This window comes from Dyadobacter beijingensis DSM 21582 (assembly GCF_000382205.1).
In the GTDB taxonomy this organism is placed as follows: Bacteria; Bacteroidota; Bacteroidia; order Cytophagales; family Spirosomataceae; genus Dyadobacter; species Dyadobacter beijingensis.
Window position 1 is genome coordinate 477227 of sequence record NZ_KB907791.1, and the last position, 13680, is coordinate 490906.

Annotated in this window: 13 protein-coding genes; 8 read left to right on the top strand and 5 right to left on the bottom strand. The window is 44.0% G+C overall.

Annotated features, from left to right (window positions below; all coding sequences use genetic code 11):
• Window positions 1-169: 169 nt before the first annotated feature.
• Window positions 170-625 carry a hypothetical protein gene (locus H144_RS0128300; RefSeq protein WP_019945499.1) on the bottom strand — a complete coding sequence of 152 codons (456 nt, stop codon included), beginning with the start codon at window positions 623-625 and terminating at the stop codon, window positions 170-172.
• A gap of 1284 nt (window positions 626-1909) precedes the next feature.
• Between H144_RS0128300 and H144_RS0128310 the strand changes: the two genes are divergently transcribed.
• A complete protein-coding gene (locus H144_RS0128310) occupies window positions 1910-2233 on the top strand; it encodes a hypothetical protein (protein ID WP_019945501.1) in 324 nt (107 codons plus the stop codon).
• A 90-nt stretch (window positions 2234-2323) separates the two neighbouring features.
• Here H144_RS0128310 and H144_RS0128315 read toward each other — a convergent pair whose 3' ends face one another.
• Complete coding sequence (locus H144_RS0128315) at window positions 2324-2944, bottom strand: hypothetical protein (RefSeq protein ID WP_019945502.1); 621 nt, start codon at window positions 2942-2944, stop codon at window positions 2324-2326.
• Window positions 2945-3067: 123 nt separating this feature from the next.
• Here H144_RS0128315 and H144_RS34100 point away from each other — a divergent pair, with 123 nt between their 5' ends.
• From H144_RS34100 to H144_RS0128350, 5 genes are all read left to right on the top strand, one after another.
• The gene (locus tag H144_RS34100) at window positions 3068-3307 is read left to right on the top strand and encodes a hypothetical protein (protein WP_211220715.1); all 240 of its coding nucleotides are present in this window, start codon (window positions 3068-3070) and stop codon (window positions 3305-3307) included.
• A 468-nt stretch (window positions 3308-3775) separates the two neighbouring features.
• Window positions 3776-4228 (top strand): hypothetical protein, encoded by a 453-nt coding sequence (locus H144_RS32720; RefSeq protein ID WP_019945505.1) that lies wholly within the window; start codon window positions 3776-3778, stop codon window positions 4226-4228.
• Window positions 4229-4259: 31 nt separating this feature from the next.
• The gene (locus H144_RS32725) at window positions 4260-4769 is read left to right on the top strand and encodes a phage terminase large subunit family protein (RefSeq protein WP_019945506.1); all 510 of its coding nucleotides are present in this window, start codon (window positions 4260-4262) and stop codon (window positions 4767-4769) included.
• A 46-nt stretch (window positions 4770-4815) separates the two neighbouring features.
• The gene (locus H144_RS0128340) at window positions 4816-5559 is read left to right on the top strand and encodes a hypothetical protein (protein WP_019945507.1); all 744 of its coding nucleotides are present in this window, start codon (window positions 4816-4818) and stop codon (window positions 5557-5559) included.
• A 385-nt stretch (window positions 5560-5944) separates the two neighbouring features.
• Window positions 5945-6844 carry a DUF4055 domain-containing protein gene (locus H144_RS0128350; RefSeq protein WP_084600039.1) on the top strand — a complete coding sequence of 300 codons (900 nt, stop codon included), beginning with the start codon at window positions 5945-5947 and terminating at the stop codon, window positions 6842-6844.
• Window positions 6845-7068: 224 nt separating this feature from the next.
• Here the strand turns inward: H144_RS0128350 and H144_RS0128355 are convergent, their stop codons facing one another.
• Window positions 7069-7857, bottom strand: a complete 789-nt coding sequence (locus tag H144_RS0128355; RefSeq protein WP_157505213.1) for a hypothetical protein — start codon at window positions 7855-7857, stop codon at window positions 7069-7071.
• 596 nt (window positions 7858-8453) lie between these two features.
• Window positions 8454-9767, bottom strand: coding sequence for a site-specific integrase (locus tag H144_RS0128360; RefSeq protein WP_019945511.1), 1314 nt, complete (start codon window positions 9765-9767; stop codon window positions 8454-8456).
• A gap of 592 nt (window positions 9768-10359) precedes the next feature.
• Between H144_RS0128360 and H144_RS0128365 the strand changes: the two genes are divergently transcribed.
• Both H144_RS0128365 and H144_RS0128370 read left to right on the top strand, forming a co-directional pair.
• Window positions 10360-11814 (top strand): toll/interleukin-1 receptor domain-containing protein, encoded by a 1455-nt coding sequence (locus H144_RS0128365; RefSeq protein WP_019945512.1) that lies wholly within the window; start codon window positions 10360-10362, stop codon window positions 11812-11814.
• Window positions 11815-12172: 358 nt separating this feature from the next.
• Window positions 12173-12757: a hypothetical protein gene (locus H144_RS0128370; RefSeq protein WP_157505214.1), complete on the top strand. Its 585-nt coding sequence runs from the start codon at window positions 12173-12175 to the stop codon at window positions 12755-12757.
• A gap of 123 nt (window positions 12758-12880) precedes the next feature.
• Here the strand turns inward: H144_RS0128370 and H144_RS0128375 are convergent.
• Window positions 12881-13680: site-specific integrase (locus H144_RS0128375; RefSeq protein WP_019945514.1), on the bottom strand; the 800-nt coding region annotated here is incomplete at its 5' end.

Genomic DNA, 13680 nt, shown 5'->3' on the forward strand with positions numbered 1-13680 from the left:
TCAGACCAATCTTCTACCGTCGGCCAACTTCCCGCCAGTTCGTCACCTTCTTCCCATCCACATACATGTACGTCTTACCCGGAACTACCCGCCACTGGTCGGCAGCTTCTCGAATTTTTGTCTCGGCGTAATTGATGAAGCCTTTGAAATTATCTTCCGTGGAGAGCGCTTATGACAGGAGAAAGTAAATCACTTCCACAATCACAATCAGGATTGCAAGACCATAGCCCCAAGCCAAAAGGTTTTTCCGCTTCTTCGGTTGAAGATATGGCTCAAGAGGCTTCTCGGCTTGAGAAATTGGTTTCTTAAGAGGTGGAGCGTTTCTTACTGGGGGAGAATAGGCGACTGTTTGTTCGATTACAGGCGGCACAACGGAAGCTTCGACTGTCACGGGCAATACTGGCAGTTTCGGCAGTTCTACAACTGGTTTCGGTTTCTCGACTACTGGGATGGTTTTAGGAAGCACTGGCTGCGGTACTTCCTTTTCTTGGTATACCTGTTCGATTCTCGTCTGCATTGCAGACCGATCAAGGGCTTGTTTAACAGGTATTTCAACTTCTGTATGGGACATAGCCATCCGGCGCTCCATCTCCGGGTAGGCTTGTTTACGTTGTTCTTCTATCATGAGGTCGGGTTTGGGATTGAAATATAGGAAGTTGACTGCTAAATATCAATTGACAGTTACAGGAGAATTTGATACAGTGCAAGTCTGACCGAGAGTAAGGGGTACCCGCCTTCTTTCAAAAATACCCAGCGCTTTCCGGCCAGCGACAAAAGACCGGAAACCTTTCTTGATGTGGGGCCGAGGAGGCGATTCAAAGCCCGCGATTCGCCGCACTTTTGGACAGGTAATAGCTCAATTGGATAGAGCGCACATTTATGGTGAGGCAAGGAACGAGGGAGTAATTACCCGAGGTTAACTTGCAGGGGATATATACCTTGTGCTGGTTCGAGTTCAGCTTCCTGTCCGACCCCTTCGGTTCCAACTGTACCTTTCAACTTGGCGGCGAGATAGCAAGTAATAGCGACAATGCTAGAAGGACGCGGCTTCCGAAAATGCACTGGTCGCCCGAATGGTCAATAGGTAGTTGACTAGTTAGTTTGAGAAGTAGTTAACCCCCTTTAACGGCTATCTATTGATTTTTGTTCCGGGGTACCCATTTTTTTTTACGCAGGTTTCCGCAACCATGACAATTTCTCCATTTGGAGGGGTATTCAGCTTAATAAAGACCTTTATAGCCCCACAAACTGCGGTGATAACCGCTATTGTATTGGCTAGCAAAGACATCCAATCTGGGAAGGACATTGGCTTCATTGTGCTGAAATGCGTTATTTATCGATAAGTTAGTCAATTTTCAGTGAGTCAAAAAAAAATTTTGACTTTTATAAACTTTTTTTTCATCCATATCTAATTTAAGCGATACGCTTTCGCGTCAGAGCTTCTTGAAGTTGGGCGACATGGGCATCTAAAAGTGAAATTGATTGCTTCATATGTTTTACGTACGTGTGAGAATTCAGCAGCATCCCGGCGTGCTTCAAGCTCAACCCGCACTAATTCCATTCTCATTAACTTTTGATTGTACAGTATGTGCATGGCTGTTTTGGTATCTACTTACATTTCATTCTCCTTGGTTATCTGAAAATAATATCACGAAACTGTAAAAAATGTGTTGACGGGCGTATCATGTGGTGATAGGTAATGGGAAAAGGAGATACTAATGACCGACCCATTCAAAGATGCGCTTAGATGAATAGATACATGTCCAAATGCACCAAAACACTACACAAAGGCTGGCAACGAGGCTAACAGACAAATAATTCGTAAAGCTTTACGCGTATTTTCGCGCTTACGGACATTGGCGCAGGAATCCAAAGACACGACAAAGCAACTGATTGCGGAGTGTGCGGAATGACCAACGAAACAAACGATATGCCGGATGTGATTTATGCTACTACTATCAAATCGCAGATAATCGTGAATGAAGAAATAGAAGTTGCTCACGGCCTTTGGTGCAGTCACGAAGGAAGCACTACCGTTGAGTACCAGCGCCGCTCTGATCTGGTTCCAGCAGCACAGAACGACAGCGATCTGGTCAAGGCGTTAGAAGACACGAATTCGTTGTTAGCGGCGATGTATCACGAAAAACGTCCATGGTCTGAAATCAACGATCAGATCGACCAGAACAACAAAGCACTAGACGGGCACAAGGCCAAGAAGGATGGAGCTCAATAACGGTGAGGGCCGCCCAAATGATCACTCTAGTTGTTGCTGCTCACCATTCATAGTTCTTAAAACCTATAAACTGTTGTGAGATTCGAATTGTTACGGCGCACCAATGTCGAGTCCCTTGGATTTTTTATGCAAATGTTTAGCCAGCTTGTCATCGAAAACGCCATAGAATATATCAACAAACTTAACCGAAAGCTTTTTACTCAAAATAACCTGAGCCTCTATATCTTCGTCATCCGTATAAGTGACAATAGTTAATTCGTAGAAGTCATCTCTGTTAAATGGTTGTAATTTGAAATCTAAACGATTAGCTGGTGATGCAATCGTAACCTGATTTTCAATGCTTACGCTATGATATCGGTCTGGCGATTGATGCTGAAACCCAATCGCCATTGTTTTCTCTGGTAAATCGACACCAATCTCAAACACTGGGATATCGTTCATTCCACTGTTTCGAAGTTCTACCTGAACGATAGCCATTTTTTTGAAGCTATAATTCTGATCAGTGCCGCCATCGTTTTTAGATAGTGTTATAGAGGCGCTGTAATCAGGCATAATTGTCGGAAGATCGACATAAGATGCAGTTACCCTCTTCCCAACAGGCTGTATCTTATTCCTTTTACCTATGAAATAGTTATTAATAAATGCTCCAGCTGCTCCTCCACCTATCAGGGAGGGAATCATTTTTAGCAGATCTGACCAAGTGAAATCCATTAATTTTTGAGGGTTTATTCAATTGTATTTGGGTGCAAAACTAAGCATTTGACCAACAGCATCAAAAGACGTATAATAAACCATCAGAGCAAGGCTCCAACCGTTTAACCCAAGGGGCGCAACGTGAGTAAGTACATTGATAAGTTCAAGAACCCGTCCAACGGTTACGTTGCGACAGCCACCACACCATTCTCACTCCTCCTGTGCCTGATGTTCGGGCCGCTGTATTTCCTGGTGAAGGGGAATTTCAAACACTTCCTGCTGTCAGCCATTCTGGCGGCGATCACGGTCAAGCTTTACTGCTATACATGGTTTATTTATCCGTTCGCCATGTACGATATTAACCCCGGGATCATTATCTGAACCGTGGATGGGCCGCTGTCTAGTGTCGCTAGTTTAAACGGTAATTCAATATACGTTCACTTTGTTATCAATTGCACAGCTTGTCCAAATCAGAATATTCTTTGGGTGGTAGCAAGTTAATTCATCCGAATTTGAGCTGTGCGCGTTTAAGTGCTGTTTAAGTACCATTTAAGAACTCCAATTCACTTAAACGATTGCCCTACAACAGAAGATTCTTCTGAAATCAATAGGAGAGAAGAAAGTAGGACATTTTTTTTAAAGCCAGCCTGTAAGCATCGAGGTGTAATTGCATAGCCAAGCTTTCGGCTTTGACATGACCGTAGAACCATCTAACAAAGTCACGCGCATATCCAATCGACTGGACAATGGTGCCCAGGTCAGATGCTGTGTCGATAACTTGCTTTGGGGCCATCTAAATGACATAACTATGGAACAAAGATAATAATTAAACCGATCCAGAGGTATAGTTTGGGGCGTCCAAGTTCTTGGAAGCCGGAATACTGCAAACAAGCGAGGAAGCTTTGCCTCCTTGGTGCTACTGATAAGCAACTATCTGATTTTTTTGAGGTTGCTGAAAGTACGCTCAATAGGTGGAAACTAGATTACCCGGAATTTTCGGAGTCCTTAAAAAGTGGTAAGGAGCTTGCGAATGCCAATGTCGCCCACAAGCTGTATCATCGAGCCATCGGATACAAGCACAAAGACGTACATATCAGCAATTATCAAGGAAAGATAACCCTGACACCTGTTATTAAGGTTTACCCACGTGACACGAAGGCTTGCATTTTCTGGTTGAAGAACGGTGATCCTGATAATTGGAGAGAGAAGCCCGAGAGTAGCGCGCCACCGACAACACCTGATGTTGGTGAAGATTACAACCTGAAACCGGATGAGAGCGTGTCGGAAGCGCCAATCCTCTAAGCCGGTACAACGAGAACCCCTGCACATCGGTATGGATTTCAACGTCGGGAAAATGGCAGGCATTGTTCACACAATTCGAAACCAGCTCCCGCGTGCGTTGGATGAGTTCATTGACGTTTTCGACACCCCGGCGATGATCCAGAAGATCGATGAACGCTATCCCGATCACGACATTACCGTATATCCCGATGCATCCGGGGATAACCGAAAGAGTACTAATGCAAGCGAAACCGACATTGCTCTTCTCAAAAAGGCAGGTTACAAGGTTATGGTGGATGCTTCGAACCCGACAGTTAAAGACCGAGTGAACGGCATGAATGCAATGCTATGCAATACTTATGGCGAGCGCCGATACCTTATTAACACTCGTAAATGCCCAAAGTACACCCAGTCACTTGAACGTCAGGTGTGGGATGAGAAGGGAGAGCCGGACAAGAAAGCCGGATTTGACCACCCGAATGATGGTGGTGGCTATTTCATCACCAAACTGTTCCCAATCATCAAACGCACGATGTCACTGGCCAAGCTAAGTGGCCAATAGGAAAAGTTTATATCTTTAATCTCGTTAACATTCAAACCCAACAGGAATGTCCGAAGAAGAAAAAAGAAAAATATTCGAAGAGGAGTTGTACAGATTTGAAGCGCGTCACTCCTTTGAAACGAAAAAGGATGTCTCAAAGAATGGCAAGCTTTGGATCTTTTTGAATAGTAATTTTGGCCTTTGGTTAATGTCTACCGTAGTCATTGGTTTAATTGTTGGCGGTTATTCAAAATACGAGGAAAGGAAAAATTTAGAAATAAAAGAAGAAGAAGCATCGCGTAGGCTAATTGGGGAAATGAAGTACCGGGTGTATAAATTGGGTGTGGAACTGTCATATCTCAGTAAGGAAGCCAAAGTTGCAAGCGCAGCAGGAAGTGAAAACATCGATGAAGAAGAATACAGAAATTTTGACTATAAAAAACCGATTAATGTAAAAACAATTTTTCTATCAATTGACTCTTTGTTCCTTGGTGCGGATGGGCTGATTATGACATCAAGGGATAAATGGAACATCTTTCCAGAATACAAGGATCGAAGGTTAGCAACTTTATTTTCTGAACTTGAAGACAGCGGGAAGCTGAAAAAGAAGGATAATGATCCCATTGCACGAGAATGGGACCAATTAAGAGAAGAATTTAAAGTTTTAGCGGATGCTCATTCAAAAAAGGCATTTTTAGATTCCCCCGAAGAGATTGGAGTTCTTCGTCGACGAAAGTTTTGGTCGGACTGGTATTTGCTGCTATTAAGAACTCAAGCCCAGCTGATTTACTGGGAAAGAATTGATGAGTAAACACATTATTGTCAAAAAACCGATTTGTGTGGTATCCTTATCGAAACAAGGAGCCATCCATGAATCCAGACCAGAAACATCCCGAATACATCGAGTTTTCAGAAATATGGAAGCGCTGTCGGGATGCAGTGGCGGGGTAACGAGCCATCCAAAAGGGCGGAGAGCTTTACACTTCCAAAGCTTGATGAGCAGGCGGACGATGCTTACAATACTTACGAAGGGCGAGCACTCTATTACAATGCGACTGGTCGAACTGTGGACGCGATGTCAGGTTTGGTGTTCCGTAAGACGATGACAGTCAAAGTCCCTGACGAGATGAAGCCGTGGCTCGACAATATCGCCCTCTCCGACGAAACCCTGACAGGTTTTGCCGAAACCAGCCTGTATGAAACGCTTTGCGTTGGCCGTGGCGGGATCAATGGTCGATATGCCAGTTTCTCAGGATAACATTACGGTCGCCCAGGCTGATGCTCTCCAAATACGCCCATACCTCGCTTTTTACAAGGCGGAGAGCATTCTCAATTGGGAAATGGCCCGTGTGAACAACGCCTACCGACTGGTCAACCTCTGGCTGAGTGAACACTTCAAAAACAACGAGGGCGAGCAAGAGCAGCAGATCCGTCAACTAACATTCGACAAGGGCGTATACACCCAGCTCGTATGGCGTCAGAAAAGCGGGGAAGGGACCAGTAAAAAGGAAACGGCAGAATGGTATGTAGATCAGACTATTGTCCCTCAGAAGGGTGGATCGTCCTTCGCAGAAATCCCTTTTTATCCGGTATCCGCTCGTAAACCAACTATCAAAATCATTGCCCCGCCGATTGATTCACTGGTTGATGTGAACATTTCCCACTATCAAAACAGCGCTGACCTTGAGAACGGCGCTCATGTGTCTGGTCTTCCTACACCATACATTACCGGCCTGAGCATGGATTACAACGATCAAGGCCAATCGGTGGGGCCGAAGCTGGCACTCGGAACCTGGACAGCTTGGATTCTAGAAAATGCTGAGAGCAAGGTCGGATTCGTCCACGTTGGCGCTGATGGGTTCGCGACATTAGAGAAGCTGCTCGACCGTAAGGAAAAGCAAATGGCTTCCCTCGGTGCCAGAATGCTTTCCCCTGAGAAAAACAGTGCTGAGGCAGCCCAAACGCACGAGATTAAACGTAGCGGCGAAAGCAGCGTGCTGTCGGCAACCTGTGGCGTAATTGAGCATCAGATCAAGAAAGCCCTGCGTTTTGCCGCCGACTGGCAAGGGATCCAAGGCGATATTCCGTCGAATTGAACCGTGACTTCTTCCCGCCGAACTTCACCGGCGCGGCTCTAAGCGCGTGGGTGGCCGCCCGTCAATCTGGCGAAATTTCCCAAAAGCGCTCTTCTCCGTCCTGCAATACAGCGAGTGGATTAATGACGACCGCAAGTTCGAGTATGAGCAAGCGGCAATTGAGCGGGATGGGCCGACGCTAAAAGAGTTGAGTCTTGGGGAGCAATAATCTCTCAATTTTTAAATTACCTAATATTTCGACCCCGATTCCAAAAACTTTTTATATAAAAGAATATCATCCAAACTGCCGTAGATATCATGAGAATTAAATACATCGATTGAAGACGCTCATTGCTCTTTATTGCTGCCTCTACATCGACTGTTCTAATTAACTTTTGAGTTGAGTCAATCTGGGCGGATAGGTGATTTAATTGATGTTTTATATTTTCGTCACTAAGGTAGGTACTATCCTGACCAGTTATGAATTGAAGTGTTTTTCCGGCGGTTTTTGAAGTGGAGGCGGCGGAATGACTGCGATTCGTTGAAACAAACAAGAAGGCAGAGACTATAAAAAACAGTATGAAGCCAGAAAAGTTTAATAGCCGTTTTCGACTTCGCTTTATACCTGGCACATTTGACAAAGGTAATTGAGCGGGGTCATCATAAAACAATTTGACAATCATAACGAGACTCGCAAACATACCAAAAATTGCGACTAGGAAGACTAATATTTGGTTTGCAGCACTTCTATGGAAGACCCAATTGTAAATTTCCTCCAGGATTTTGCTTTGGATAAAATCCTTTAACATATGCGGCGGCAAAGTGTTGTTGTGAATAGTCTTAACTAGCATTTTAAGGCTATCGATATCCGTTTTTAATGGCCCGCGGACACATTCGATGCATTTAGCAGAATCGATCGGAACATTTCTTGAGGCCGATAAGGAGTCAGAAGAAGGATTAAGTGTTGTCGGCTTATTTTCGGCGCAACTATTTAGGAAGAGAGAAAATAAAGTTAGGAGTAAAAAATGTTTCATGTGTTTATATATCAGTTTGTTAGGCTAATATACGCATTGTCAGTAATGTGAACTTTATTCAGTTAATAATAGATTTTATCTTAACACAGGCATTGATTGGAGGTTATTAGATAGTGACGTCTGGTCTAATCTTTTCGCCAAATACAAACTAGAGTGTATATCCGTCTATGTTGTTCATGGTACTGGTTGTTGTGGACGAAAATTGCAAAGAAACTGAACGAAACCGCGGTGTTGCACATGTATGAAACGAAACACGACTGGATTGTAATTTCTTTAGGAATTTTAACAAAAAAAGCCCCTCAGCTTGCGCTGAAGGGCTCCCGTACCCTGAACCCGAGTCGAACCGAGAAACAATTCTCTACGTCTTATGACGCAAGTCTTAGCAAACCAGACTTCGGGAACAGCTTGTTCCTGACTTTGGCGACATTGGACCGCACAAACCGTCGAGTCTACTTTTAACGAAGTGATTTATGAATTAAGAGCAAATTATGTCACGTGTAAGTGATCGGCAATTTTTAGAGTTTACCTTAGTTCATGGACGTCCCGCCGCTGTGGCAGGGGTTGTAGGCCTGAACGCACGAGAACGCTACTGACGGTTACGAGGCTTGCCGGAGCTTACCTGCCTTGGTAAACAACTTGTTCATTACTAGTGCAACATTCGCGCTAATCCTGGACTTTCTCACTCGGCAGTAACGCATCGTTGTTCTAATACTTCTATGTCCAAGCATCTTACTTACATCTTCCAGAGGCACACCATTATTAAGCATCATGTCTGCGAAGAAATGCCGTGCATCGTGTGTATCGAGCCTTCTGATGTTTCCAGTAACATCCCGGATTTCACATAGCTGAGCAATATCCTTCAAATACACGTTGTAGCGGTAGTTACTGTTTACGGGGATTAACTTGCGATTGGCAAGACAGTAAGGATGATCTTGGTATTTGGATATCAGCTCGTCGACGATTGGCAGAATGGGCACCATTTCGCCGACCTCTGTTTTACCTCTGTGCTTGACAAGCCAGCGTTCTTTCTTAGGCCCGACCAGAACGACGTTTTCCGGACTGAGGTCGTAAATGTCCTGATAGGCAAAGCCGGTGAAACATTGAAAAATGAATGCATCCCTAACCTCAGAAATCCGGTCAACGCTAAATTGCTTTTGCTGGATTTTCTCGACCTGCCAAAATTCTAGAGGGATTACCTCCACATCGCCGCCAGAGCACTTGAAGCCTTCCATGGGGTTGGTCGGGATGTACTTCTTTTTCACGCCAATTTTGGCGATTTGGCGCACCCATTTCACCTCTTTGCGTGCAGTAACCTCTGCCAGCGGCTTGGCGACGTGTAGCGTCAGGTAGTCATAGAGGTCTTCGGCAAAGGTGTCCGGAAGAGAGGAAAAGTGAATGTCTTCGCGATCGAAGTGGTATTTGATAAATGCAGCTACCTTCTTTTTAGTGCTGCGCCAATGCTTCAACGTCTCAAACGAAGCATTCTCTTTTTCCACGCGCTTCTCAAACTTTGCAATGAACTCGTCAAAGACTTCCAGCACGGTTTGCTCGTTTTTTGCAGCCGGTTTAGCCAGCTTAGGCTGTTCGACCGCAGGTTTGCCCAGGTAAACATTCTTGACCATCGCAGGGGTGACCTCAGGAAACTGGGTTTGAAGACCGTTGAAAATCCGTTCGACATCAGTTTGCAGTTGGGCCAGTTTCTGGTTGGCCAGTTTTACTTCCTGTCCTGAGCCAGTAACCTGTTTAGCATCCAAGTCCCAGGATGCCGGGTTTACTTTCTTGCCTGTTGAGATTTCGGTGTACTTACCGTCGATTGTGATTCTGGCATAAATAGGAGCTTTGCCGTCTGCTTTCGCTTTTTGTCTGTACAGCCAGAAGAGTACAGTCAGGTTCTGTTTGAAATTCATCATTCTCACAGTTTAAGGTTAGAAAAACATTGATGTTTGAGAAACCTTGGTCAAAATCGCCTCTGTCAAACATCTCCATTCGGTAACCTAATTTAGTAAGCAAAGCAGGTTACCGAATAGGTTACCGAATGCTTTGATCTGGATTGAATCAGAATGATATGCTTATCTTCGAAAACAGTGAAAAAATGACGTTTTTAAACGAAAAAAGCGCCTTTTGAGGCGCTTTAAGTGATCCCGCTGGGATCATACTTTTTGTGATAACAAATTGCTTATCAACTGTTTGTATCCTGTCAAATCTTTTACTCACCTTTTCGCTCACCAACTTTCAGTGACTGGCTTGCAATTGGTTCAAAGATAGGAAATTTATAAAACTCTTCGGCCAGCGACTTAGGAGCGATTGGGCGGCCAGATTCAATTGTCCGCCAATTGTACATCTGGCCAATTGCGAGTGAGAGGCAACCTGGTGACTTCGAAATTTCCAAGCTACTCTCAAACTGGATGAAAGTTCGTAAATTGGAAGGGTGACAAGCGTTGAAAAACAATGTTTTGTTTTTCTCAAATATCGCTACTATTCTCCTCAGACAAAGTACAATAAATGGAACAAGAACCGGCAAGAAAAAAAGTTTTTATATCTTATTCATGGTCTGGTCAGCAGCATGAGGATTGGGTGTTAATGCTCGCGCATCGGTTGAATGGAGAAGGCGGCGGCGTCCATGTTGTTCTGGACAAATGGGATCTCAAAGAAGGGAACGACAAGTATGTTTTTATGGAGCAAATGGTACACGCCGATGATATTGACCGAGTGCTAATGATCTGTGACCGTAAATACGCAGAAAAGGCGGACGGAAGGAAGGGTGGTGTTGGTACTGAAACCACTATTATCAGTTCAAACGTATATGAAAATGCGAAACAGGAAAAGTTTATCCCAATAGCTACAGAGCTCGACGAGAACAACCAACCATATTTACCCCATTATTTGAAGAGCAGGATCTATATTGATATGTCATCTGACGATCAGTTCGAGGAAAGCTTTGAAAAACTTCTGCGAAACATTTATGATCGTCCAGCACATGCCCGGCCAAAACTGGGCAGCCCTCCCAAACATATTTTCGAGGATACCCCGCTAACTTACAAAATTACAAGTATGTTAAGGGGCTTACAGGGAATCATCGATAAAAACCCGGGGCGATTAAATTCCTTCTCCAGTGAATTTTTAGAGGCTTTAATTGAAAGTCTGAGATCAATAGAAGTGAGATTTTCTGGAACAGACCCAGAGAAAACGGGAGAAGAAATATTAGAGGCGATTCAAAAGTCTACTCCACTCCGAGACGAATATATAGCGTTCCTGAACAAACTCACCAAGAATTCAGAAAGCTTTGATATGGACATTTTGACAGGCTTTCTTGAGAACCTCCACTCGTTGACGGAAGCAGACTCCTCGTTGGGAGGTTGGCGAGAAAGGGATTTTGCTCATTTCCAATTTATAGCCAACGAGTTCTTCCTTTACACAGTTGGAATCTCAATGCAAAATGAAAGTCACGGATTGCTGGACCAAATATTTAATTCGAGATATTTTGTCAAACGTCGATACGGTGTCGACCAATTGGGCGAGCCGTACTATTTAGTCTTCGACTATCGCGTCAAAGCATTCGACGATTACTATAACAAGCAAAATGGCAAGTCATTTTATAGCCCACAAGCAGACCTACTTGTGAAGCGCATTCCAACCGGCTACACAAAACTGATAGTAACAGAAGCCGATTTGCTTTGTTCATTTATCACTCAATTCAAGGACTCTTATTGGTTTCCCCAGACTTACATTTACAGAGACGAAAGGAGTGTTATCCCGTACCTAAGTAAGCTAGCCTCTAAAAAGAATTTTGAAAAAGTAAAAAAGATTTTCGAGATCGAAAACCTAGAAGAATTTAAAGCGAAGCTAGCTCATATTGCATCACAGCCTAATGATTTTCGTGGCTATCCTCATTCTTTTTCTAATATTCCATCCGTAAGCCACATGCTCGACGCAAGTAAAATAGCCATATTCCGCTAATTTCCCGAAAGATTAATTTCAAATATGGAATTTAACTATGCGGTTCGCTGGTTTCACCTGCCGCAGATTTCTTAATGGCTGGGTATCTCTGATGTGAGAGTCAGGTCGATCTGAGATCATTGCAATATCATTCAAATCGTAAATTTATTTTTCGCTGCTCATGTGTTTATCTTGGAATTTTTATAAACTCTCCCGCCAGCGACTCCGGAGCGTTTGGTCGGGCCAGATTAGTTTGTAACACAAACTGACATCTGGCCGATTGCGGTTAAAAGGCAATCAATGTTTAAGCAATCCCAATTTGGCTGGTGATCGGAAAAAGGAAAAGTGATAATCATCAGTTTTTTAAATCCGTCTGGTTGTGGCACAACTTCATGCAGTTGTTCAAGATTTATCATCTGACGACGGCGGCGAATTAGGGTTGCTGCCGAGGGATACAGTAAATGCTTATATTCACGCTGAATCGAATTTATGCGCAATGTATTGGCAAGAAAAAATTGACCGTATTGGAATTCAGTTTGCCCAGGCCGATTTCATTAGGCATTTCACAGATTGGCCCGAGATTCTCAAAACCTTGGAGAGTTGTTTCATAATTAAATGCGATTTGAACTCTCGTTTTTCCAACTGGTCAGAGCAGTTCAAGTCTCCAACTGTAATCCGGAATATTAGTCGGGAGGATATTAGTGCCGAAATCGATAGACTGGATAACAATTGCAACTACTGGGTGATTCTCGTGCATGGCGACTATCCAACATCAAAGCAGGTCGTGTACGACTGCAAACCAATCGTGATAAAATCTCTGATTGAAGTAAGCGTAGGCGATTTATTTATTGGAGATAAAAAGTATAACTGGCTTGTTCAATTTCAACAGACGGAGGGCAATACAGTTCCTTTGGTTAAATCTGGTAAACATGAGACGCCATTTGAAAAGGGTTCTTATTGCTGAAAAAATGGCCAGATGCTAGAGGTTGAATTGATATTTTTTCCATAATTTTCTTCCCTGTTTTCACCTGCTCTCTCGCGATCCCCTCTCACAAATAGGAGGGGTCGTGAGAGAGAAGGTGCAGCGCTAACCTTCTGTGCCAGAACGGCTGGAAAGCCGCCCTTTCAAAGCCTGCATATCCTCACTAACCTTGGTATCCAAGATCTTCGCATAAATCTGCGTCGTCCGGATGTTCGTATGCCCAAGCATTTTAGAGACACTTTCAATCGGAACGCCATTTTGCAGCGTCACAGTTGTCGCGAACGTATGCCTGGCTACGTGTGAGGTTAGAACTTTATCGATCCCGCAGAGCACGGCAATCTCTTTCAGGTAGTCGTTCATTTTCTGATTGCTCGGCACTGGCAGTACGAGGCCACGAGATGCGCAGAGTGGATGATCTTTGTATCTGTCAATAATTTGAAGCGCTTCTGGCAATAGCGGAATATGTGATTTGACATTCGTTTTCGTCCTCTGGCTGAAAATCCACTGCTCACCATCGATCCCTCGGGCTATCTGGCTTTGTTGGAGTTTATGAATGTCCGAGTAAGCCAAGCCGGTGAAACAACAAAAAAGAAAAGTATCCCGCACCTGTGCGAGCCTATCACTGGCGAACTCCTTGCTTGCCATTAAGTCCAGCTCAGCCCTGGTAAGAATCGCTTTATCAACCTTTTTAAACTTGCCTTTGAAATTCAGATACGGATCAAGATTCATCCAGCCATTCCCAAGGCAAATGTTAATGATCTTCCGAAACATCTTCATGTGCTTCACAACGGCATTATTACCCATCTTACGAACCGAGCGCAGATAAAATTCGTAGTCTGCGATGAAAGCGAAATCGATGCGGCTGATGTCGAAATCGCTTGTGTTGAAGTGATCTTTCAGGAATG